Origin of the sequence: Pseudophaeobacter sp. (assembly GCF_039971195.1) — a bacterium.
Lineage (GTDB): Bacteria > Pseudomonadota > Alphaproteobacteria > Rhodobacterales > Rhodobacteraceae > Pseudophaeobacter.
Window position 1 is genome coordinate 1 of the sequence record NZ_JBDWPJ010000032.1, and the last position, 21,786, is coordinate 21,786.

Genomic DNA, 21,786 nt, shown 5'->3' on the forward strand with positions numbered 1-21,786 from the left:
GATCCGCGACGCTTCAACGCTTCATTGTAAGCCGACCAGTTCTTGGTCTTGTATTTCGTAGGGCCCCAACTGCTCATAGCCTCTAGTTATCATCCTGGATTCACAAGATGAATCCCCTCAGGCTATTTGTGCAACAAAGCCGTCCGGGGCCTTCAAACCTCTTTGAACCCTATTAAAAGCCATTTGTATCAAGGCTTCATCCGGCATCTTCCAGGATCATCCAGGGTCTTCCGGTTACTGCAATATCAAGTGTCTCCTAACAACCTTTCTCAAGTACCCTTGGCACCTAGCGTCCGGAATACAAGGGATTTGTCCCGAATTGAATGGGAGGCACCCCTACTAGTTTATCAAAACATTGACAGCTGGCAGTGTATCAGTGCTGTAATTGCCTGGCCCATGGGCCGCGCCTGCTGACCTGGAGTAGAAATGTTTGCCTTCCTCTTACAAAGCTTGATTTCTCTTTCAATGGCAGGCGGTCTGGTATTTTCTATTCTGACTTGGGATCGCCTAAGAGGTCGCAAACACGCCCAAAAATCCCTCATAGGTGTTGTTTTTGGGGTCGCGGTGATCTCTCTCAGTATGAATTTTGTCACCGTCGGCCCGATGAATATGGTGCTGAATGCCTTGTCGGGGGTTTTGTTGTTTGCCGGCTATCTCGGAGGACCATTGGGGGCCCTGGTGGTGGGAGGCTGTGCGGTGGGCTACCGGATCGCGATTGGCGACCCGCTGCCTGCTTTGGGGATTTTCTTGGTGGTATCCATTTCCTCAGTTGGACTGGGGGGGAGCTACCTAAAAGCGGCCCCAAACTGGCCAGAAATCCCGCAGCGGGTGCTTGGCACTATGTTATTGGTCTATTCTTTGTTGTTCCTGGTCCCTTTGTGGTTGTTACCCAGGGATCCCGCTACCGAACTCTCGATGGCGGATACTGCCATGGTTGTGGCGATCTTTTATGGCACAGGTGTATTGTCCATTTTGGCCACCTGGAAAATCATGCAGTTTGCCATCCGCTACGCCGAGAAGGCCAATAGCGCAGCCGAGCTGGCAGAGAGCCTTGATCTGGCCATGCGGGTTTCGGGCATGGGACGATTCAAGCGTGCCCGAGGTGATCGTCGCCCCTTCTTTGATTCCGGAATGGTGGCCATCTACGGATTGGAAGATTCCGTCTTGCCGAGCACCGGAGAAAGCCAGGGGCTCGTGCCGATTTCGGATTGGGAAGAGCTTGTGCACCCGGAGGATTTTCCGGCCATTAGTGCCGAAGCGAGCCAGGTCTGGGAGGGTGAGAAGCTTGTAGGACAAGGCGAGTTTCGCGCCCGTCGACCTGATGGCTCAATAAGGTTTATCCGGGCCGTCTGGATCTCGGATTCCAAAAACGGCAGCCTGCCGACCCGCGTGATGGGGGTCCATACTGATCTGACCGATGCGCTGACGGTTGAAAAGCAAAACCAGGCTTCACTGCAACGCCTGGCAATGCTGGTGGAGAAACTACCGGGCGTAATCATGGAGTTTGACGCAACCGATACGCAAAAGCCTGAACTGCTGTACGTGAGCCCTAAGTGCAAAGAAATCTTGGGTGTCACGGAAGACAAGTTTTATCAAAACCCATTATTGTTCTCCAAGCTGCACGACCCAGATGATCTGGATGAATTTATGAGCCTGCTTATTCACAGCTGCGAAACTGGCGGTTCTTTTTATCACCGATATCGGGTGAATGCGCGCGGTGGCGCGGTGCTTTGGCTGGACTATTATGGTGCGTCTACCATTGAAAGTGATGGCCGGGTGGTGCACCGCGCAGTTGTGTTGGATGCGACCCCGGAAGTGGAGGTGCAGACACAGGTCCAGCAGGAGCGTGAAATTGCTCGCCGGGCGCAAAAATTTGAAAGCATTGGTCAATTGACCGGCGGGGTGGCGCATGACTTCAACAATTTGCTGGCTGTGGTCCTTGGCAATCTGGAACTGCTGCGGGAGGACGAAGCGCTCAAAAACCAACACCGGCTGGTTGACGCCGCGATCAAGGCGACCCTTCGGGGGGCCGACCTGACCCGGAATATGCTGTCCTTTGCCCGCAAAGCGCCGCTGACGCCGGTACAATTGGATCTCAACGCGGTGGTGCGCGAAGCCGGGAGCTGGATGGGGCGTACGCTGCCGGAAAGTGTCACGGTGGCAACCGCGCTGGCGGAGGGATTGTGGCTGATCGATGCAGACAGATCCTCGCTGGAAAGCGCGCTGTTGAACCTGACACTCAATGCCCGTGACGCGATGGAGGGGCAGGGCAGCCTGACCATTGAGACCGCAAATGTGCACATCGATGAGGAATACCTTACCGCACACAAAGAAGACTTGCCTCCGGGCCGCTACGTCATGCTGGCGGTGAGCGACACGGGTCCGGGCATTCCAAAAGAAATCCTGGCCTCCATTTTTGAGCCTTTCTACACCACCAAACCCCCCGGAGTGGGTTCTGGTCTAGGTCTCTCGATGACCCAAGGGTTTGTGCAGCAGTCTGGCGGGACCGTTCAGGTCTATTCTGAGGTGGGTGAAGGAACCTCATTCAAACTCTATTTCCCTGCCACATCAGCCCCCTCCGATCACCCGGAGAAACCCACGCGGTCTACGCCATTGACCGGCGGAGCAGGGCTGAAGCTGTTGCTGGCTGAGGACGAGGAGGAGGTGCGAAGCACGCTGGAGAATATCCTTGAACGCGCAGGCTATCAGGTTACAGCGGCCCCTTCTGGTGATGATGCCTTTGCAGCCTTTGCTGAGGATCCGAGTTTTGATTTGTTGCTGACGGATATTGTAATGCCGGGAACCCTGCAGGGCACCAGCCTTGCCAAGGCGCTGCGGGCGCGATGGCCAGATCTGCCGGTGGTGTTCATGTCGGGCTACGCAAGCGAGGCCACGGTACATGGCAACGGGCTGAGACCTGAGGACATCCGGCTAATGAAACCGGTTCAGCGCGGTGATCTCCTGGCGGCACTGGAAAAGGCAGCCAGCTATATCAAAAGCTAGGTTTACACAGGCAAGGATGCGCCGCGTGGATCGCGCAGATATTCGGGAAATGTGAAGTCGAAGCCAGACAGTGACCGACCTGCTATGCGCTAAGTGTCGCTTGGCAGGTCTTCTTCGGCTCACCGGTGTTGCATGCGCTGAAGCAAGGATCGCCTCATTTTCTTAGCCCATGAGATGGTGCAGCAGTTACAGGCCCTCCGCAGTCCAAAAGCCAGAGACAGAAGGAGGGGATAAGTGGCCAGAATATGCGCATCCCGCACGATTTTGGCAAGGAGTGCCAGTCCTTTCGCTGAGGCAGGGGGGAAGGTAGGCCCCCAATGATTCGAAGGCTCCAAACAACCCCTGCGCGTACGAGGTGTCAACCTGATCCTTAAAGCGTCAAATTTGGCCCGAAATTGCAACCTTAGACGGATTAAGACCCTGTTATCATTTCGGAAACCTACTGGCTGCATGATGTTGCATATTCGATGTTTTCAATGAGTTGCACCGAAGTAATCGGTGTCTGGTTTTCCAAAAATGTAGACTGCCTGCGCAAAGCGTATCCTGTGTTTGATCAAGAGTACGCAGGCAGTTTCCTAAGGTGAGCCAGGTTGGAGCCTCTGGATGGGAGGGACGATCCTGCGCGTCTTTCTTGGAAGGTCGGAGTGAGTGGAGAGCACGAAAGTGCGAAGGTGGACTGGACGAAGTATGAGTTATATTGATCGCGAACTAAGCAAACGCCCAACCAGTGGAGATGCGCCCTTTGGGCTGAATGAAATCTTCTTTTCCAGAACGAATGACCGGGGGTTGGTCCAGTCTGGCAACGAAGTTTTTCGCCGGGTGTCGCATTTCGAATGGGAGGAACTGCTCGGCTCTCCCCATAAAATTATTCGCCACCCGGACATGCCACGGGGCGTTTTTCAGTTGTTTTGGGAAACAATTAAACGCGGCGAACACATTGGTGCCTATGTAAAAAACAAATCTAAAGATGGGTTGTACTACTGGGTCTTCGCAGTGGTTATCCCCTGCGAGGGTGGCTATCTGTCGGTTCGGATCAAACCCTCCAGCCCCCTGTTTGAGGATGTCAAACGGGCCTATACTACCCTGCTGGGGGCTGAGAACGACGAGGAGTTCACGGCGGAAAACAGCCGCGACATGTTGCTCAAATGGGTGACCGAGAAGGGCTTTGATGACTACGAGCACTTTGCCACTTATGCGCTTCAGGAAGAGATGATCCGGCGCGATGCCAGCCTGGGTCGCGAGACCCATGTTGAGAGCGAGATCCTGCGCAGGGCCTTTACGGACGCCGCTTCCCTGCGGAGCGAGACCAGCGGGCTGGTCAGCGATTTCTCTGCCATGCGCACCATTCCCCATAATCTGCGTGTCATCGCCTCCAGAATTGAACCTTCGGGCGGGCCGGTTACGGTCCTGTCGCAGAACTACGGGGTCATGTCGCGCAGTATGTCAGAATGGTTCGAGGCCAATGTGATTGGGCCAGACAGCAATTTCTCAAAGCTCAAAGACCTGGTCAATAACGCCAGTTTTGTCGATGGGTTGGTGCGCGTTTTGGAAGAATGTGTTCAGCAGTTCGAAGGCGAAGAACGCACCGGGGCAGCGATCAATGTTGAGAGTGAACTGGAACTGCTAGGCGTTCTGTCTTCCGAGCAATCAACTGAATCTGAAAGAGGCCTGCAAGAGGTCTACGATGAGGCCACCCGCATCACCGATGCCTGCAAGACCATGCAGCGGCAGTTTCTGGGGCTGAGCTCGACGCGGGTTCTGTGCAAAATCGAAAGCGCACGGTTGCCGGAATCTGGTGAAACCCTGTCTGAAATTATTGACCAGCTTGGTGCTTTCCAAGAGAAAATCATGCAGCGCCTCGAGCGGATTACCAAGCTTTGTGAAAGCATCCGCGGCATTTCCGACGCGTAGCCCCAAGGCAAGTGATCCCCACCACGATTTGTTTAGGGTGAGGCAGCCAAAAAAGCTGCTTCGCCCTGAATGCATTTGGAGAACCGCCAGCCTTGCATGTCGCAGGGGAAATCAAAGCCGACAGGTATTGAGTTGCCAAAGGCCTGAGCCAGAACGCAACACTCCCGCCTGTTCTGAAACCAGGCGGGAGAGGTGTTGTCGCAATGCGCTAGGCGGCTGCGGCTGGGGCGCGCTCAGCGCAGCTCGTGCAGCATTTTCTTTTCATAGGCCAGCAGATCCTCGGTCTGGCCTGATGCCACCTGGTTGGCCCAATCCGGGTTGGCAATCAGGGCGCGGCCCACGGCGACCAGGTCAAACTCGTCCCGTTCCGCACGTTCGATCAAACGGTCAAGGCTGGCAGGTTCAGCGCCCCGAAAGTCTGCGGTACCATCATTGGGCAGGAAGTCGGCGTTCAGACCCACGCTGCCAACGGTAATCGACGGCTTACCGGTGAGTTTGCGGGTCCAGCCAGCCAGGTTGAGGTCGCTGCCCTCAAACTCGGGCTCCCAGAACCGGCGGGTGGAGCAATGGAAGATGTCAACGCCAGCCTCTACCATCGGCGTCAAAAAGGCCTCCAGGGCCTCGGGCGTTTCACAAAGCCGGGCGCTGTAGTCCTGCTGTTTCCACTGCGAATAGCGGAAGATGATCGGGAAATCCGGGCCCACGGCGGCGCGTACGGCCCGGATGATTTCCAGGGCAAACCGTGAGCGATGGGCCAGATCACCGCCATAGCCATCTTCGCGTTGGTTGGTGCCCTCCCAGAAGAACTGATCGATCAGATAGCCATGGGCGCCATGCAGTTCGATGGCGTCAAAACCGATTTCCTTAGCATCCGCAGCAGCCTGCGCAAATGCAGCAACAACATCGTCGATATCCGCCTGGGTCATTGCGTGACCCGTAACCTTGCCGGGGACAACCATGCCGCTGGGGCTATGCCCGGGGGTGTCACCACCGGGCATCACACCGGGGCGACGGATGGCGCCCACATGCCAGAGCTGCGGAGCAATTTTTCCACCGGCTTCGTGCACCGCATCCACAACTTTTCTCCACCCGGCCAGGGCCTCTTCTCCAAAAAAGGCCGGCACATTGGGGTAGCCACTGGCGGCCTTGTGATTGACAAAGGTGCCTTCGGTGATGATCAGGCCAACGCCACCCTCGGCCCGGCGACGATAGTAGGAGATCACCTTTTCGTTGGGCACATTGCCGGGCGAATAGGTCCGTGTCATCGGCGCCATGGCAATCCGGTTCTTCAAGCTCAGCTTGCCGAGGGTGACAGGGGTAAACAATGTGTCGACGCTGCTCATTGCGCGTTTCCTTTCCAGAATTCTTGCGGTGACCTGCGGCCAAGACGCGGAGATTGATTTTATCCCATGAAATAGCAGTCGGGTTTTGCGAGATATGTTTTACTTTGGGTCAAAGCCCGTGTGACCCAGCGTTTTTTCCATGATCAGCGTTTCCTGCTGCCGGTCATAAGAAATGGGGGCGGGCCGAGTTTTCAAGACAGCCTGGATCAAAAACGCGTGACGCGGTCATTGGTGGCGTAGGAAAGCCGCCTAGTATGGGTGCAGATCGGCCTATGCCGCAACTGTTGCTTGACCCTGGCGACGGCAAAGCCCAATTTGGCGAAAAACTGCGAGCAGGAGCCAATATGGCCAGGACCCCCCCGCCTTTTGCGCGATTTGAATGGATGATTGCCTGGCGGTACCTGCGGGCGCGACGGGCCGAAGGTGGCGTGTCGGTGATGACCTGGATCAGCTTCATTGGTATTACCCTGGCGGTTTTTGCCCTGATTGCCACCCTTGCGGTGCGCTCGGGCTTTCGCTCTGAATTTGTTGGCACCATTCTTGGCGCCAATGCCCATGTCACGCTCTATTCCCATGGAAAACTCAATGAGGCCGGGCAGTTTGAACGCAGCCTCAAGGATTTTGACGCCATGGCGGCGCAGGTTTCTGAAGTGCCGGGCGTGATCCGGGCGGCACCGCTGATCAAGGGGCAGGTGATGGCCAATGCCCGCCAGCGCAACGCCGGGGTCGAGGTTTTTGGCATTGCCAAGGAGGGCATTCTGACCATCCCCGGCGTGGCCCAAAGCGATGGCGCCATGGGAGATCTTGCCCGTTTTGAGGAGGGGGTTGCCATTGGATCTGGTGTGGCCCGCGAGCTTGGCGTCAGCCCTGGTGATCGGATCAAGCTGATTTCCCCCAATGGGGTGAAAACCGCCTTTGGCACCAGCCCTCGGATCAAGGCCTATGAGGTGGTCTATATCTTCACGGCTGGCCGCTATGACATCGATCGCACCCGGCTCTATATGCCCTTTGCCGAGGCCCAGAGCTTTTTCAACCGCGAAGGGGTTGCGGATGAGATTGAGGTGATGATCGAAGCGCCCGAGGAGGTCGATCTGATGGTGCTGCCGCTGCTGCGGGCTGCTGGCGGAAACGTCGGGGTCTGGACCTGGCGCGATGCCTCGGGTGGATTTCTGCGGGCGCTGGAGGTGGAGGACAACGTGATGTTCATCATACTGTCCATCCTGGTGCTGATCGCGACGATGAATATCGTCTCTGGTCTGATCATGTTGGTGAAGAACAAAGGCCGCGATATTGGCATCCTGCGCACCATCGGGCTGAGCGAAGGATCGATCATGCGGGTATTCTTTATCTGCGGTGCCTTTACCGGCGTTTTGGGCACGCTGTTTGGGGTCATTCTGGGCTGTCTCTTTGCCACTTATATTGACCCGATCTTTTCCTTTGTGAATTTCCTCATGGGCGGTGGCGTCTGGGATCCGTCGATCCGGGGCATCTATGCGCTGCCAGCCGAGCTGAACCTGCCGGATGTGCTTTCTGCCGTGGCCCTGTCATTGGGGCTGTCCTTTGTGGTGACCATTTTCCCGGCCCGGCGCGCGGCCCGGCTCAACCCGGTGGAGGCTCTGCGCTATGAGTGACGCTGTTCTGGAGCTGAAATCCGTTACCAAATCCTATAACCAAGGCCTGCCCAACCAGATCGATGTGCTGCGCGGTGTGGATCTGGCATTACAATCCGGCGAGATGGTGGCTCTGGTGGCGCCTTCGGGGGCGGGGAAGTCGACTCTGTTGCATATCGCCGGACTGTTGGATGCGCCAGATGGTGGGTCTGTTCATGTGGCCGGGCAGAATGTCAGCGGCAAGGGCGATGGCACCCGCACCAGCCTTCGACGGCAGGATGTGGGCTTTGTCTATCAGTTCCATCATCTGCTGCCGGAATTCACCGCGCTGGAAAACATCATCCTGCCGCAGTTGGCCAATGGCAGCTCTCAGGCCGATGCGGCGGCACGCGCTGCTGAACTACTCTCTCTGGTTGGCCTGTCCGACCGGGCCGGGCATCGCCCGGCAGCCCTTTCTGGGGGGGAGCAGCAGCGGGTGGCTTTTTGTCGGGCCCTGGCCAATGCGCCGCGGGTGCTTTTGGCGGATGAGCCCACAGGCAATCTTGATCCCGGCACTTCAGATCAGGTCTTTGCCGCCTTGATGGATCTGGTGGCGGGCACTGGGCTCTCTGCCCTGGTGGCGACCCATAACCCCGACCTGGCAGCGCGGATGGACCGTAGGGTCAAGCTGGAAAATGGCGTTCTGGTTGACCTTTAGACATTCAAGGTTCGGGACATTCAGGCCAGCTGGGTGATCCAGACGCCCAGTGCCATCACCGAAATCCCCGCAGCGCGCATCAGGGTCAGCGGTGAGACCTGCGCGCCAAACAGGCCAAAGTGGTCGATGGCGGCGGCGCTGACCAATTGCCCCAACAGCACAAAGAACACGGCGTTGCCAATGCCAAAATGCGGTGCCACATGGGTGATCGATAGCACATAAAAGGCCACCAATAGCCCGGCAAGAAACAGGTGTTTGGGTGCCTCGGGGAGCAGCATGAGCGCAGCGGGACCCCGGATCACGCTATAGATAAGGGCCGCCGCAAAGGCCACGGCAAAAAGCACGACCCCAGCCGCCGCAGGGGAGCCGATGTGCTGACCCAGGGCCGCATTTAGTGCCGCAAGAACCGGGATGCCAAGGCCCGCGGCCAACATGATAAGGGCGTAGTGCAGCATGGGATCTCCGGCGTCATAACGGGCCCAAAGTCTGGGCCTTTGCATTGGACTTTGGCAGCGAAAGCCGCGCCACCACAAGAGCGAAAACAGCGAATAGCTTCAAAACCCAGCGTTTTTTCTGTCGAACCCGGATGGAATAGATGGTTTAAAGAGACCAAGGGCGGGCTGTTTCTGCCTCAAATGGATATCCGGCACTTGCCCTGCGCAGGAGGCCAGCAGATCTTGCCACCACGAAGAACAAGGAAGCAGATAGATGAAATCCTCCGGTGCGATTTTGGGCGCAACAGCGCTTGTCCTTGGTCTATCAAACTGCACACCAAATGATGTTGATATGCCGGAACCTGTCGAGGGCGCGGCGCTGTTCAATCAAAACTGCTCGGCTTGCCACGGGACCAATGCCGACCCGGCAGAGCGCGAGCTCTCGGTGGGGGCTCCGGATCTGCGGCGCATTGCGGCCCGCAATGGCGGAGAGTTCCCACGGGCCAAGGCGCTGTCGCAGATTGATGGCTATGGTCGGGGCCGGGTAGGGGCTGAACAGATGCCAGAGTTCGGCGCCTTGCTCGAAGGGGATCTGGTTCCGGTCGAAGTGGATGGCATTCTCACCCCGACACCGCGCCCCCTGGCGGCACTGCTTGCCTATCTGGAAAGCATCCAGAGCTAAGGCCTCCCTCTAGATTCAGCTACAAATGCCGTTCAGTTCTGCTTCTTTCCAGGGCAGATAGACATCGCTTTTCCGTGTCTGCGGCAGATCCGAGACTGGCATCACAGCTTTGAGCATCTCATGCAGCCGTTTGCTGCGGGCCGCCTGCGGCGCAAGAGCGCGGCAACAGACGTATTCTTCCACAATGGCGCCCTGTTGTTCAAAGCCGTAGCTGAGGAAATCGGGGCTATTGTCCAACTCGAACAGATAGGGGTCAGGACTGGAGCCATGTTCGGCGGCGGCCAGCAGCGGGTGATAGCCAGTTACCTTGCGGTTTTGCCATTGCCAGACATGGGTCATTTCATGAGCCAGCAGCATTGCCTCTACCAAATAGAGCCGGTCAGGGTAGGCGGGCATATAGTCTTCGGTGTACCAATCCTTGACCAGAAAAATTCGGTTGAACAGGGCCACGGCCGCCGGAGAGGAGGTGACAATCTTCTCTTCCTTCACCGGTGGCAGAATACGTTCACGGCAGGTGACCCGCGGGCGGGGTTTGCGGCGAAAGGTAACGGCTGAGACAGGCGCACCACGCACCAGCCGAACCCTGTCCATATTCAGACTTTCGCCGTGAATATCCGACAAAAAGCTGCGCTCGGATTCACTCAATGGGCGGCCGCAGGACACCAGCAGCGACAGGATTAGGCAAAGCCGCAATATCATCGTTTTGGCCCATTGGGGCCACGCTGGTGGCCCGTGCAACTATTGCTCATGTTCATTTACCCACCCGCGCCCCTATCCACAGCTAAAGCCCAGCACTCGGCTGATCTCCATCAGGGAGCGTCCGGATTGCGCCTGCCATGTGTTGAAACTGGCCTGCACGGATTTAAGCGCAGTCTTTGACGTGGCTGGTTTATCAATCACCCCTTCAGCGATGAGTCGCCCGGTGACATCCTTTGAGAGGACAAATCCGTCAACCCCGGCAAAGCGCATCACCATCTGGCCGGTTCCACCACCCAAGCGGCTGCCGCGCTTTTTCAGCATGTCGAGCAATCCGATAAAATCATCAGAGGGCCAATTGGCAAAGACTTCAGCCGCGCCGCCTTCTTTTCGAAGATCCATCAGGAATATGGCATTGTCGCGCACCGTCTGGATCTTGGCCCCATTGCGCACGATATCAGTGTTGCGCAGCAGGCTATCGAGTTTCTCGTCATCCATAAAAGCATTGCGACCGACCTCAAACTGATCAAAAGCCGCTTCAAAACCGGGCCATTTGGCCTCGATCACTTTCCAGCTGAACCCGGCCTGAAAGATACATTTGGTCATCAGCGACAGCCAGCGATCCTCTGCCAATTGGGCAGCGGCTGGGTCCGGGCGCTGCAACTTGGCTTCCAGAGCCTCGGCGCCGCCATGACGGGCGGCGGAAATATCAAAGATCTCATCAAAGCTGCGCATGGGGCGGGTCCTGTCCTATGGGGCGTAGAAGGTGGCTGTGGCGGTCGAGATCAGTTTGCCGCTGGTCTCTTCTGTCATTTCGGCGCGGGCAAAGACCAGCGCCTTACCGGCGCGCATCACCTCGGCCTTACACAGGATCGCAGTGCCGACACCTGGGCGCAGGAACTGCGTGTGCAGATCTGTGGTAGCAAACATCCGCATCTCGCCGGCATGGGCGATAGCCGCCAGCACCATGGCCGTATCCGCCAGCGCCGCCAGTGCCTGGCCAGAAACAATGCCGCCCACCCGCGCCAGATGTGGCGCCAGCGGCATATGCAGCACCGCGGCTTCTGGGGTAAACGCCGTCACCGTCAGGTCCAGGGCGCGGACCCAATCGGCAAAGTTCTCGTCTAGGATTTGCTGCGCCCCTTGGGCCGTCATCTCTGGTGTGGAACTCATTGCGCCCTCAATTTGCTGCTCATTTCAAAGGAGACTAGCCGTCAGACTGGCGCAACTCCACTACCGATTTTCCCAGCCTAAACGGGGCGGCAAACCCGACGAGGCAGAGGGCAAAAAGCTGCAGTACCAGGATATAGGCATTGTCCTGCAGGTAGTCCCATTCCTGTTTCAGCCGTTGGATCTGGGTGATCAGATCCTCATAGGCGCGGGCAAGGATAACAAAATCTCCAGCAATGGTTGGCACCCGGCTGCGCAATGCCTCAACCGCCTGTTTGGTGGGGGCGTCCAGAGCTGAGAACACCAAAAATGCCTCCGGGTCAAAAGCGCTGGCACTGGCGGCCTTTGCACTCATTTCCTCAGCGGCAGGGCCAGAGCCCGCCAGAAAGCTGATCCCCTGCAGCGGCGCAACCTCATCGGTGACGGCAATAAACAAGGGCAGCTCGGCATTGCCTGCGGTGGAGGCCGAGAGGAATTCGATCTTCTCGCAGAGCACCGCAATATCGCCATCATAGGCGGGATCACAAAACCGCAGCCGAAACCGCGCGGCGTCGCGGTCAAAGGCAGCGGTGGCGGCATAGGCCACATCGATCTGACGTTCCAGATGGCCGCTGTCGGATTTGTAGATCCCGGCAATGACAGCGGCCAGAGCACCGATGCCGCCCAGCAAAATCCAAACCAGATCAGCGTATTTCCAGGCCCGGTGATGGGCGGGTTTGCGTAGCAAAAAGCCGGTCCCGATGAGGCCAAGGCAAAAACAGCCCAGGATCAGGAAAAGCTGGTTGTCGGCGATAAAGATCATGTCTTGTTCCTTGGCCAGGTCGGTGCTCTCGCCCTTCGACACTAAGAAGCCCGCAGGGTTTCTTGCAACAGGGTTGAAGGAAACGTGATCACGCGCAAAGCGGGCTGTTTTCTTCACCGCAGAGCAGAGGCAAGCTGGTGGCCAGGGTTTGGGCAAAGCGATCGGAGTATCTACAGCCATGCGTTTTGGAATTGCAGTCATCTGGCTTTTGGTCACCTGGGCAGGGGCGGCGCTGGCGCAGCCGATCAGCTATGAGGTTCGCGGCTCTATGTATGAGCAGGTGATCATCGCCTATGTGAACGGCACGCCCTACCAGGCGCTGGTTCCCGAAACCGGAATTTCAAGCAAGATTTTGGAGGCTGATTTTGATGGCGATGGTCAGGTGGATCTCTTGCACAGCTGGAGCGGCGGCGGCAATTGCTGCGCCCCCAGCTACGCGGTGCTGTCGCTGCAAAATGGCCGCTTTGTCAATGCAACCCATCCTGAGTTCTCTGGCTGGTCCGAGCCCGAGGTGCAGCAGGCACCGCAGGGCCACCGCTTTGTGATTGAAACAACCCAAGCCGGGCACGGCCATACCGATCTGAACGGGCGCTTGTCCAGTTTTGCCTTTGTGCGCGGCGCGCTGCAACTGGTTGAGAGCCGGGTGCTGGACCAGATGCTGCCTGCCCTGGCGCAGCTTTCGGCCGAGGATTACAATCGCCCCGGTTTTGACAAGCAATTTCCGATCTCGATGAACTATGATCTGGACGGCTCCGGCACCCCGGATCTGCTGCTGTGCCGCTGGTGGGAGCGTTGGGGCGCGATCAACTGTGAAATACAGATGGCCACAGGCCGCCAGATCGCCATCAACAACAGCTGTGTACGTCTCGGCATCCTGCAAAGCCGCACTGCTGGCATGCCCGATCTGGTCTGCGGCCGCGAAGACATCCTGCGCTTTGATCCCTTCACAAATAGCTATCAGTGAGGCGGACTGGCGCAGAAGCGGTCACAACCGCTGAGCAATGACGGGCGGAGCCCTTCGCTGGTGTCCGCAGCTTTGGAAGGTGACAGTTGCAGGTGCTCACCTGGGCCGCCAGGCCTGCGCCTGACCTTCCCCCCGTGGAGTTCAAGCCAGTTCCCGTAGGGACAAACAGTCCGGGGGACTGTTTGAGGCGTGGACGGGCGGAGCCCTTCGCTGGTGTCCGTTGCTTTGGAAGGCAACAGTTGCGAGGTGTTCGCCTGGGCCGCCAGGCCCGCGCCTGACTTTCCCCAGGGGAAGGCGCATTCACGCCTCCCTAAGGTCAGGCGGGGGTCTTGTATTGCGAGTTTTTAGTACTGTTTCTGAGTGTGCACCTTTTGGCGAAACAACGCGCACTCAATCTACGAAAACAGTTTAACTATCAGATGCACGCCAATGATAATGGCCAGCGACAAGACGACAGCTAGAAAGATGATCCCCATAACAACGGGAGTGGCTTTCAATAACATCCACAAGAACTGATAATAGTTGCGGATCCATCTTATCATACTGCGCGCCTTCAAAAAGTCTAAACTGAAATAGTAGTGTTTTTGTCGCCGTAACCTAGGCGTGACTGGAGCGTATGGAAAAGTTGTCTCAAGGGGGTGAGGCGCTGATCACTTTGTTTTGCTACCGGGGAGAGCGAAAAGTCCTAAAGAAGGACGGTAACCTGCTCTTTCACTACAAATACAACAGGTCTATACATCCAACTCCTCCACGAACTTTGCGTTCTCTTGAATGTATTGATAGCGTAGTTCGGGCTTTTTCCCCATCAGGCGCTCGACCAGATCGCCGGTCTCGCCGGGCTCATCCTCATCAATTGTCACCCGGATCAGTTTCCGTGTGCTGGGGTCCATGGTGGTCTCTTTCAAATCCTTGGCATCCATCTCACCCAGACCCTTGAAGCGGCTGACATCAATCTTGCCCTTGCCGCCGAGGCCCTTCTCCATCCACAGATCCCGCTCGGCCTCATCCAGGCAGTAGACCCGCTTGGCCCCCTGCGTCAGGCGAAACAACGGCGGGCAGGCCAAATACAAATGACCACCGTCAATGAGCGGCCGCATCTGGGTAAAGAAGAAAGTCATCAACAAAGAGGCAATATGGGCACCGTCAACATCCGCATCGGTCATGATGATGATTTTGTCATAGCGCAGATCATCCAGCACAAATTTGCTGCCCAATCCAACACCTAAGGCCTCGCAGAGATCATTGATCTCGGCGTTGGAGCCCAGCTTGTTCGAGGCCGCCCCCAGCACGTTGAGGATCTTGCCTTTTAGCGGCAGCAGTGCCTGGTTGACCCGGTTGCGGGCGCCCTTGCCGGAACCGCCTGCCGAGTCACCCTCGACGATGAACAGCTCGGTGCCAGCGCGGTCCTTGGAGGTACAATCAGTGAGCTTGCCCGGAAGGCGCAGCTTCTTGGTGGCTGATTTGCGCTGGGTTTCTTTTTCCTGCTTGCGACGCAGCCGTTCCTCAGCCCGCAGCACCAGGAAATCAAGGATGGCACCGGCGGATTTGGTATCCGCCGCCAGCCAGTTGTCAAAATGGTCGCGCACCGAGTTTTCCACCATCTTATTGGCGGCCTCGGTCGACAGGCGATCCTTGGTCTGGCCAACAAAAGCCGGGTCGGCGATGAAGCAGGAGACCAGCGCGCAGCCGCCCACCATCAGGTCATCGCGGGTGATGCTATTGGCCTTCTTGTTGCCGACCAACTCGCCATAGGCTTTGATACCCTTGAGGATCGCCGCCCAGAACCCCGCAACATGGGTGCCGCCCTCAGGCGTCGGCACGGTGTTACAGTAGCTCTGGGTGAAACCATCGCGCGAGGGCGTCCAGTTGATCGCCCATTCCACATAGCCGGCCTCGCCAAATTTCTCCCGGAACTCCACCTTGCCGGCAAAGGGCGCATCGGCATAGACCGAGGCCTTGCCCAGCACCTCGGTGAGGTAGTCCTTGAGCCCGCCGGGGAAGTGGAACGTCGCTTCGACAGGGGTTTCCTTGTCGTCGATCTCTGATTTCCAGCGGATCTCAACCCCAGAGAACAGATAGGCCTTGGAGCGCACCAGGGTGAACAACCGCTTGGGCTTGAAGCGGTGGGAGCCAAAGATCTGCTCATCCGCGTGAAAGGTCACAAAGGTGCCGCGTTTGTTTGGTGCCGCCCCGACCTTTTCCACCGGTCCCAGCGGCAGGCCACGGGAAAACCGCTGTTCAAACAGCTCCTTGTTCTTTGCCACCTGCACTACAAGACTATCCGAGAGCGCATTCACCACCGAAGAGCCAACCCCGTGCAGACCACCAGAGGTCTGATAGGCCTTGCCCGAGAATTTGCCGCCCGCGTGCAGGGTGCAAAGGATCACCTCGAGCGCGGATTTATCCGGGAACTTTGGATGCGGGTCGATAGGGATGCCACGTCCATTGTCCGAAACCGTGACAGAGTAATCGGCGTGCAGCGTCACTTCGATCCGGTTGGCGTGGCCGGCGACCGCCTCGTCCATCGAGTTGTCGAGGATCTCAGCCACCATATGGTGCAGCGCCCGTTCATCGGTGCCGCCAATATACATACCGGGTCGTTGGCGGACGGGTTCCAGCCCCTCCAGCACTTCGATCGAGGAGGCGTCATAGGTTTCGTCGTCGGGTGTGCTGAGTAGGTCGTTGGCCATCGGCGGGAGCTGCTCTTTGTTTGTTATGGTTGGCACCATTATGGCAGGTGTTGTGGCCTTGCGAAAGAGCCCCGCGCCGGGCTGTGGATAACCTTGGCACGCTGTGATTGTTCTGGGCTGTGGCCCGGCGCTAGCAGGTTGCTGTGGTGCTTTTGAGGGCGGATCTGAGGAATTTTGCAGCAGAGCGAAAATGGCTCGGGCCTGCGGCCTCGGCCCAACGTCCCGGTGTCCAGGCGTTTTGGGCGCCTTTCATCGGCCCGCCGTAAAGCTCTGCATCGCTGCACCCATTGATGAAGGCCACAAGTGCCTCATGGTTCTGGTTTAGCATGTCCCTTGCCGCGGCCCAGTCCAAATCCGCCTGGCGCTGCCGTAGGTCTGCATTATAGCGTTTCAGATCGTTCCATTTGTAGCCTGGCGCCGGGAAAAAAACCTCTTTGTCGGCCTGCCCGTCCGCGTACCAGCCTAGGAACAGCGCGATCCAATGGGCGCGATGGGCCACAACATCCTTGATCGAAGTATCCTCGTCACGTTTCTTCATCGCGGTTTGGTGGTCAATTGACGTGATGAGCTTTGTCAACTTGGCGAATTCTTTCTGGGTCACGTCGAGCAGTTCGTCTTTGGTTGTTGCGGCCATTTGTATCTCCTTCTGGTTGCAATCAGAATAGGAGAATGGCGGACCCTGACCTTGCTCCAGATCAACTCTGTGTCCAAAGCGGCGAGTCGAGGTGCGTTTTTGCTTTCCCTTTTTGAGTGTCTGGCTAACGTGCGGGGAGATTTGAACAGAGGAAGAAACAATGGCGTGGATCAAGACCGTTCCGTTTGAAGAGGCTACAGGTAAGCTGAAAAAGCTCTATGAGCGGGTGACCGGGCCGGGCAATAATGTCGATAACATCATGATGGCGCATAGCCTGCGGCCTCATTCGATGGAAGGCCATATGGCGCTGTACAAAAACGTGCTGCATCACACTGGCAATAAGATCCCCAAATGGTTTTTGGAGGTGCTGGGTGTCTGGGTCTCGTCCCTGAATGACTGCGACTACTGCGTCGAACATCATTTTGCCGGGCTGCAGCGTCTGTTGGCAGATGAGCCACGTGGATTGGCCATTCGTGCCGCCATCGAGGCGCGCGATCCATCAGCTGCCCCGCTGGATGCGGCGCAGCAAGCGGCGATGCTCTATGCCCGCAAGCTGACCGAAGCCCCTGCCTCCTTGGTCGTGGGGGACATAGATGCCCTGCGCCAGGCGGGCTATGACGATGGCGAGATCCTCGAAATCAATCAGGTCAGCGCCTATTTTTCCTATGCCAACCGCACGGTTCTGGGGCTGGGCTGTTCCACTAAGGGCGATGATCTGGGGCTGAGCCCGAACAATTCGGAAAATCCCGATGACTGGGGGCATTCTTAAGGGCGGCTTCACCGTGGTTTTGAACGTAATACTGGTTCCCTTTAGGGGAGCCAGTCCAGAATAGCCTGGGCGACCTCTTGCGGTTTCTGGTGATGTAGCCAGTGGTCGCAGCCTTCAAGGGTGATCCGGGTGAGATCTGGGGCAAAATCTTCCAGCCCTTTGGTGGTTTCCGGCAGCAGGGCGGTATCGCCATCGCCCCAGAGCAACAGATGCGGTTGTGGCACCTGCAGCCGCTTCAGGGGCAGGGCGGGCATCTCGATGGGCATTCCCGGACGGGCCACCTGCAAGGGCGAAGCGCGATACCAGTTCAGCATCGCCTGCATGCGGCCCGGTCTGGCCCATTCGGCCCGATAGGTATCCAGCCGCGCACCTGACAGCCAGGACATATCCATATGGGTGGCAAATAGCGCCTGGAGTTTCTCAAACCCATTGGCGCTCAGTTCAGCCTCAGTGCCTTCTTTGCGCAGCCAGGGGATATATTGCGATGCGGCGCTTTGGGCTCCGCCCTGCGCCAGGGCGCGCTGAAAGGGCACTGGGTGCACCCCATTGGCAATCACCAGCCGAGCAACGTTCTGCGGATGAAACATCGCCAGCCCATAAGCGATCGCCGCCCCCCAGTCATGGCCAAAGACCATGACCGGCGCATCCTCGGCCTCGATCAGTGCCAGCATATCGCCGACCAGCGCCGCTGTTGTGTAGTGATCCACCCCCTCAGGGGTCCAGCTTTGGCCAAAGCCGCGTTGATCTGGGGCAATACAGTGAAACTGCTGGCTCAGGCGTTCGGCAACCTCTTGCCAGGCCAGGCCATATTCCGGAAACCCATGCAGCAACAACAGCCGGGGCAGGGCGGGGTCGCCCCAGCGCCGGACAAAAAACTGCTGCCCATTTAAGGTCTCAAAAGCCTGTTCCATGTTATGTCCTCCCTATCGAGAAAGGCTGCGACTGCGTTGGGCTTCAATCAAGGGAGCCGTTGCGTCACCGGCCAAAGGAAAATCTCGTTAAAATGCACCTGATGTAACAATTTTTTGACACAGGTCAGCGCGGCGCTGATTTGGCGCAGTTATGGTTGGCGCGAACAGTGTAAAAGGGAACAGAGATGCCAGAGACCACCGCCAAGACCACCGCCAATGCAGCTCCCAAGACAGCCAAGCCAAACGGGGCTGCGCCAGACCCGGCACCTGTGATGCCGACTCCTCCCGTGAAGCCTTCGCCCGAGGAAATCCACAGCGCCTTTGAAAGTGGTCGTTACCCCTACAAGAAGAAGATGTCACGCCGCGCCTATGAAGCCGAAAAGGCCCGTCTGCAGGCGGAATTGCTGAAGGTACAGCTCTGGGCGCAGGACACCGGGCAAAAATTTGCCATGGTCTTTGAGGGGCGTGATGCGGCTGGTAAAGGCGGTACCATCAAACGCTTCACCGAGCACTTGAACCCGCGTTCTGCCCGGGTTGTGGCCCTGAACAAACCCACTGACGAAGAGCGCGGCCAGTGGTATTTTCAGCGCTATATCAACCATCTGCCCACCAATGGTGAAATCGTTTTGTATGACCGTTCCTGGTACAACCGCGCCGGGGTCGAACGGGTCATGGGTTTCTGTGAGCCGGATGAATACCTTGAATTCATGCGCCAGACCCCTGAGCTGGAACGCATGCTGACGCGCTCTGGCATTCGGCTTTATAAATACTGGTTCTCGGTCACCCAGGAAGAGCAGCTGCGCCGTTTCCAATCGCGCGAGACCGATCCGCTGAAGCAGTGGAAACTGTCGCCGATTGATAAGGCCTCCTTAGGCAAATGGGACGATTACACCGAGGCCAAAGAGGCGATGTTCTTTTACACCGATACCGCCGATGCGCCCTGGACGGTGATCAAATCCAACTGCAAGAAACGCGCACGTTTGAACTGCATGCGCCATTTCCTCAGCACTGTGGACTATCCCGGCAAGGATCCGGAGATTGCCCAGGATCCCGATCCGCTGATCGTGGGACAGGCGCATCATGTGATCCACCGCTCGGATCATATTCTGGGCAAGGCGCTGCATCCGGAAACAAAGGCGCGCTGAGCCCGCAGATTTCTGTGTTTTAGCGAAGACTGACCTGTGCGCACGCTCTGCGCTCTCGGTGCTTGCCGGGGGCGCAGTACCTGCTAAGACTTCTCTATGACAGAGGTATTGCATCCCCCCGTTTCCGCTCTTGTGATGAGCACCGGTGCCCATGTACGCGCCGTCTCCAGACTTGGCTTTCCGCTGGTCGGCGGCCATGTGGCGCAGTTTGCCATTGGCATGACCGATACGGTGATGTTGGGTTGGTACGGCGCGGCGGCGCTCGCGGCGGTGACGCTGGCGGGCTCCTATTTCTTTGTGTTCTTTCTGATGGGCGCGGGATTTGCCATTGCGGTCATGCCCTTGGTTGCGGCCGCTGCCGGTGCAGGCGAAGAGCGCCAGATCCGGCGCGCCACCCGCATGGGGCTTTGGTTGTCGCTGCTCTACGCTGTGGCGGCGATGCCGATGCTGTTGTTTTCTGAGCAGATCCTGCTGGCGCTGGGGCAAAAGCCCGAGGTGGCAGGTCCGGCCTCCGCCTATCTGCAATTGGCGGGCTGGGGGCTGTTCCCGGCGCTATTGGTTATGGTGCTGAAATCCTATCTGGCGGCGCTGGAGCGCACCCAGATCGTGCTTTGGATCACCATTCTGGCCGCGCTGGTCAATGGATTGGTGAACTATGCGCTGATTTTTGGCAATTGGGGCGCGCCAGAACTGGGCATTGCCGGGGCTGCCTATGCCTCGATTGCAACCCAGACGGTGTCCTTGCTGGCGGTCACGGCCTATGCGCTTTGGGTGCTGCCAGAGCATGAAATCCTGAAGAATTTCCACCGCCCGGATTGGGAGATGTTTGCCCGGGTGTTCAAACTGGGCATGCCCATTGGTCTCACCAACCTGAGCGAAGTGAGCCTGTTTGCGGCCTCGGCGATGATGATGGGCTGGCTGGGCACCATCCCGCTGGCGGCCCATGGCGTGGCGATGACCCTGGCGGGGCTGACCTTCATGGTGCATCTGGGCCTCAGCAATGCGGCAACCATCCGGGCGGGCAATGCCTACGGGCGCGGTGACCGCGCCCACATGGCGCTGGGCGCCAAGGTGGTGATTGTGATGTCCCTGGCCATGGCACTGATTGGCTCTGCGGTGTTCCTGCTGTTCCCGGATCCGCTGATTTCCCTGTTCCTGGACCCAGGCGAGCCCAACAAGCCTGAGATCCTGATTGTTGGCGCCAGTCTGTTGGCCATGGCGGCGCTGTTTCAGCTGGCGGATGGAATGCAGGTCATCGCCCTGGGCCTGTTGCGCGGGGTGCAGGATACCAATTGGCCGATGGTGATTGCAGCGCTCAGCTATTGGGCCATCGGCGTGCCGGCTTCCATTCTGTTTGGTTTCACCTTTGGCTGGGGCGGGGTGGGCGTGTGGTCCGGCCTGGTGCTGGGGCTTAGCTTTGCCGGGGTCTTCCTGATGCTGCGGTTCTGGCGCCATTCGATCAAACGCACGGGCACAGCTGTGGGAACCGAAGCCCCTTCCTGATTTTGATGCAAGAGGCAGGCGCAGCGGCGTCTTTTAGTCGCCCTTATGACCCTTCATCAGCCGGTCGGCTTTTTTGCGCACCAGGACGCTGCGCAGGTCATGCATGGTGAGCAGCAGGTCATCCGTCACCGCTTCGAGCTGCTCATCAGTGGCCTTGGTCTGGGCCCATTGGGCGGTGAGGTTCAAATGATCCACCGCCCGTTTGATGTCATCAATATCGCGCGCCGCCAGTACTGCGGCGCGCTCTGCCATCCAGTTTTTGATCTCTGCCAGATCACGCTCTGACAGCACCCGCCCACCATGGGGTTTGATCTCCCCATTGCGGATGTTTACTGCCGCGATCTGATCCATGTCGATGCGCCGCTGCCGGTTCTCGGTATCGACCCGAAACACAAAGGCCCCGTTTTCACGGACACGAAAGAAATACTCGGGCAGAGAGGCAGCCATCAGAAAGGATCCTTAGACCTAGGAGAGTGCAGCGCAGAAGGCCGCGATGCGGGAACAGGCCTCGGTGAGGGCCTCGTCCGAGGTGGCATAGCTGACGCGGAAGTTGGGCGAGAGGCCAAAGGCCGCACCAAAGACCACCGCCACATCTGCCTCGGCCAAAAGCGCGGTGGCAAAGGCCTTGTCATCCTCGATCACGGTGCCTTTGGGCGTTGTCTTGCCAATCAGCCCCTTGATGGAGGGGTAGACATAAAAGGCGCCTTCGGGCGTGGGGCAGGAGATGCCCTCGATGGCGTTGAGGGCCGCAACCACCAGATCGCGGCGGCGTTTGAAGGCGACATTATTGCTGGCAAGGAAATCCTGCGGCCCGTTCAGCGC

General features: G+C 57.9%; 20 protein-coding genes. 9 read left to right on the forward strand and 11 right to left on the reverse strand.

What is annotated here, in order from left to right; translation table 11 throughout:
• The first annotated feature begins 465 nt into the window (after positions 1-465).
• Together ABJP42_RS02225 and ABJP42_RS02230 are read left to right on the forward strand one after the other, a co-directional pair.
• Positions 466-3,003 carry an ATP-binding protein gene (locus ABJP42_RS02225; protein WP_490363174.1) on the forward strand — a complete coding sequence of 846 codons (2,538 nt, stop codon included), beginning with the start codon at positions 466-468 and terminating at the stop codon, positions 3,001-3,003.
• A 687-nt stretch (positions 3,004-3,690) separates the two neighbouring features.
• Complete coding sequence (locus tag ABJP42_RS02230) at positions 3,691-4,914, forward strand: PAS domain-containing protein (protein WP_348338269.1); 1,224 nt, start codon at positions 3,691-3,693, stop codon at positions 4,912-4,914.
• A gap of 233 nt (positions 4,915-5,147) precedes the next feature.
• Here the strand turns inward: ABJP42_RS02230 and ABJP42_RS02235 are convergent, their stop codons facing one another.
• Positions 5,148-6,257 carry an NADH:flavin oxidoreductase gene (locus ABJP42_RS02235; protein WP_348338270.1) on the reverse strand — a complete coding sequence of 370 codons (1,110 nt, stop codon included), beginning with the start codon at positions 6,255-6,257 and terminating at the stop codon, positions 5,148-5,150.
• 344 nt (positions 6,258-6,601) lie between these two features.
• Between ABJP42_RS02235 and ABJP42_RS02240 the strand changes: the two genes are divergently transcribed.
• The gene (locus tag ABJP42_RS02240) at positions 6,602-7,888 is read left to right on the forward strand and encodes a lipoprotein-releasing ABC transporter permease subunit (protein ID WP_348338271.1); all 1,287 of its coding nucleotides are present in this window, start codon (positions 6,602-6,604) and stop codon (positions 7,886-7,888) included.
• Positions 7,881-8,564, forward strand: coding sequence for an ABC transporter ATP-binding protein (locus ABJP42_RS02245; protein ID WP_348338272.1), 684 nt, complete (start codon positions 7,881-7,883; stop codon positions 8,562-8,564). Before ABJP42_RS02240 ends, ABJP42_RS02245 begins: the two co-directional genes overlap by 8 nt.
• A gap of 20 nt (positions 8,565-8,584) precedes the next feature.
• On the opposite strand, the gene ABJP42_RS02250 is transcribed toward ABJP42_RS02245, so the two are convergent.
• On the reverse strand, positions 8,585-9,019 hold the full coding sequence (locus ABJP42_RS02250) for a DMT family transporter (protein WP_348338273.1): 435 nt from the start codon (positions 9,017-9,019) through the stop codon (positions 8,585-8,587).
• Positions 9,020-9,272: 253 nt separating this feature from the next.
• Between ABJP42_RS02250 and ABJP42_RS02255 the strand changes: the two genes are divergently transcribed.
• Complete coding sequence (locus tag ABJP42_RS02255; RefSeq protein ID WP_348338274.1) at positions 9,273-9,680, forward strand: c-type cytochrome; 408 nt, start codon at positions 9,273-9,275, stop codon at positions 9,678-9,680.
• 15 nt (positions 9,681-9,695) lie between these two features.
• Here the strand turns inward: ABJP42_RS02255 and ABJP42_RS02260 are convergent, their stop codons facing one another.
• From ABJP42_RS02260 to ABJP42_RS02275, 4 genes are all read right to left on the reverse strand, one after another.
• Positions 9,696-10,379 (reverse strand): hypothetical protein, encoded by a 684-nt coding sequence (locus ABJP42_RS02260; protein ID WP_348338275.1) that lies wholly within the window; start codon positions 10,377-10,379, stop codon positions 9,696-9,698.
• A gap of 72 nt (positions 10,380-10,451) precedes the next feature.
• A complete protein-coding gene (locus ABJP42_RS02265) occupies positions 10,452-11,111 on the reverse strand; it encodes a DNA-3-methyladenine glycosylase I (RefSeq protein ID WP_348338276.1) in 660 nt (219 codons plus the stop codon).
• Between the two features lie 15 nt (positions 11,112-11,126).
• Complete coding sequence (locus tag ABJP42_RS02270; protein WP_348338277.1) at positions 11,127-11,549, reverse strand: PaaI family thioesterase; 423 nt, start codon at positions 11,547-11,549, stop codon at positions 11,127-11,129.
• A 34-nt stretch (positions 11,550-11,583) separates the two neighbouring features.
• Positions 11,584-12,348: a hypothetical protein gene (locus ABJP42_RS02275; RefSeq protein WP_348338286.1), complete on the reverse strand. Its 765-nt coding sequence runs from the start codon at positions 12,346-12,348 to the stop codon at positions 11,584-11,586.
• Between the two features lie 178 nt (positions 12,349-12,526).
• Between ABJP42_RS02275 and ABJP42_RS02280 the strand changes: the two genes are divergently transcribed.
• Entirely contained in the window at positions 12,527-13,312 is a 786-nt protein-coding gene (locus ABJP42_RS02280; RefSeq protein ID WP_348338278.1) for a hypothetical protein, read from the forward strand.
• A 731-nt stretch (positions 13,313-14,043) separates the two neighbouring features.
• On the opposite strand, the gene parE is transcribed toward ABJP42_RS02280, so the two are convergent.
• The gene (parE, locus tag ABJP42_RS02285; protein WP_348338279.1) at positions 14,044-16,002 is read right to left on the reverse strand and encodes a DNA topoisomerase IV subunit B; all 1,959 of its coding nucleotides are present in this window, start codon (positions 16,000-16,002) and stop codon (positions 14,044-14,046) included.
• A 130-nt stretch (positions 16,003-16,132) separates the two neighbouring features.
• Entirely contained in the window at positions 16,133-16,636 is a 504-nt protein-coding gene (locus tag ABJP42_RS02290; protein ID WP_348338280.1) for a ClbS/DfsB family four-helix bundle protein, read from the reverse strand.
• Between the two features lie 160 nt (positions 16,637-16,796).
• On the opposite strand from ABJP42_RS02290, the gene ABJP42_RS02295 reads away from it, so the two are divergent.
• Positions 16,797-17,405: a carboxymuconolactone decarboxylase family protein gene (locus ABJP42_RS02295; protein ID WP_348338281.1), complete on the forward strand. Its 609-nt coding sequence runs from the start codon at positions 16,797-16,799 to the stop codon at positions 17,403-17,405.
• Between the two features lie 41 nt (positions 17,406-17,446).
• Here ABJP42_RS02295 and ABJP42_RS02300 read toward each other — a convergent pair whose 3' ends face one another.
• Positions 17,447-18,316, reverse strand: coding sequence for an alpha/beta fold hydrolase (locus tag ABJP42_RS02300; protein WP_348338282.1), 870 nt, complete (start codon positions 18,314-18,316; stop codon positions 17,447-17,449).
• Positions 18,317-18,588: 272 nt separating this feature from the next.
• On the opposite strand from ABJP42_RS02300, the gene ppk2 reads away from it, so the two are divergent.
• Positions 18,589-19,461: a polyphosphate kinase 2 gene (ppk2, locus tag ABJP42_RS02305; protein ID WP_348338287.1), complete on the forward strand. Its 873-nt coding sequence runs from the start codon at positions 18,589-18,591 to the stop codon at positions 19,459-19,461.
• Between the two features lie 96 nt (positions 19,462-19,557).
• Positions 19,558-20,964: an MATE family efflux transporter gene (locus ABJP42_RS02310; RefSeq protein ID WP_348338283.1), complete on the forward strand. Its 1,407-nt coding sequence runs from the start codon at positions 19,558-19,560 to the stop codon at positions 20,962-20,964.
• A 33-nt stretch (positions 20,965-20,997) separates the two neighbouring features.
• Here ABJP42_RS02310 and ABJP42_RS02315 read toward each other — a convergent pair whose 3' ends face one another.
• Complete coding sequence (locus tag ABJP42_RS02315) at positions 20,998-21,411, reverse strand: hypothetical protein (RefSeq protein WP_348338284.1); 414 nt, start codon at positions 21,409-21,411, stop codon at positions 20,998-21,000.
• 18 nt (positions 21,412-21,429) lie between these two features.
• On the reverse strand, positions 21,430-21,786 hold a 357-nt coding region (locus ABJP42_RS02320; RefSeq protein WP_348338285.1), incomplete at its 5' end, for an aminotransferase class I/II-fold pyridoxal phosphate-dependent enzyme.

Bases quoted from the DNA above. Each gene is read 5' to 3' on its own strand.
- ABJP42_RS02245 (WP_348338272.1), top strand. From the start codon at position 7,881: ATGAGTGACGCTGTTCTGGAGCTGAAATCCGTTACCAAATCCTATAAC.
- ppk2 (WP_348338287.1), top strand. From the start codon at position 18,589: ATGCCGACTCCTCCCGTGAAGCCTTCGCCCGAGGAAATCCACAGCGCC.
- ABJP42_RS02300 (WP_348338282.1), bottom strand. From the start codon at position 18,316: ATGGAACAGGCTTTTGAGACCTTAAATGGGCAGCAGTTTTTTGTCCGG.
- ABJP42_RS02250 (WP_348338273.1), bottom strand. From the start codon at position 9,019: ATGCTGCACTACGCCCTTATCATGTTGGCCGCGGGCCTTGGCATCCCG.
- ABJP42_RS02230 (WP_348338269.1), top strand. From the start codon at position 3,691: ATGAGTTATATTGATCGCGAACTAAGCAAACGCCCAACCAGTGGAGAT.
- ABJP42_RS02290 (WP_348338280.1), bottom strand. From the start codon at position 16,636: ATGGCCGCAACAACCAAAGACGAACTGCTCGACGTGACCCAGAAAGAA.
- ABJP42_RS02240 (WP_348338271.1), top strand. From the start codon at position 6,602: ATGGCCAGGACCCCCCCGCCTTTTGCGCGATTTGAATGGATGATTGCC.
- ABJP42_RS02280 (WP_348338278.1), top strand. From the start codon at position 12,527: ATGCGTTTTGGAATTGCAGTCATCTGGCTTTTGGTCACCTGGGCAGGG.
- ABJP42_RS02260 (WP_348338275.1), bottom strand. From the start codon at position 10,379: ATGATATTGCGGCTTTGCCTAATCCTGTCGCTGCTGGTGTCCTGCGGC.
- parE (WP_348338279.1), bottom strand. From the start codon at position 16,002: ATGGCCAACGACCTACTCAGCACACCCGACGACGAAACCTATGACGCC.
- ABJP42_RS02310 (WP_348338283.1), top strand. From the start codon at position 19,558: ATGACAGAGGTATTGCATCCCCCCGTTTCCGCTCTTGTGATGAGCACC.
- ABJP42_RS02315 (WP_348338284.1), bottom strand. From the start codon at position 21,411: ATGGCTGCCTCTCTGCCCGAGTATTTCTTTCGTGTCCGTGAAAACGGG.
- ABJP42_RS02255 (WP_348338274.1), top strand. From the start codon at position 9,273: ATGAAATCCTCCGGTGCGATTTTGGGCGCAACAGCGCTTGTCCTTGGT.
- ABJP42_RS02235 (WP_348338270.1), bottom strand. From the start codon at position 6,257: ATGAGCAGCGTCGACACATTGTTTACCCCTGTCACCCTCGGCAAGCTG.
- ABJP42_RS02265 (WP_348338276.1), bottom strand. From the start codon at position 11,111: ATGCGCAGCTTTGATGAGATCTTTGATATTTCCGCCGCCCGTCATGGC.
- ABJP42_RS02270 (WP_348338277.1), bottom strand. From the start codon at position 11,549: ATGAGTTCCACACCAGAGATGACGGCCCAAGGGGCGCAGCAAATCCTA.
- ABJP42_RS02275 (WP_348338286.1), bottom strand. From the start codon at position 12,348: ATGATCTTTATCGCCGACAACCAGCTTTTCCTGATCCTGGGCTGTTTT.
- ABJP42_RS02295 (WP_348338281.1), top strand. From the start codon at position 16,797: ATGGCGTGGATCAAGACCGTTCCGTTTGAAGAGGCTACAGGTAAGCTG.
- ABJP42_RS02225 (WP_490363174.1), top strand. From the start codon at position 466: ATGGCAGGCGGTCTGGTATTTTCTATTCTGACTTGGGATCGCCTAAGA.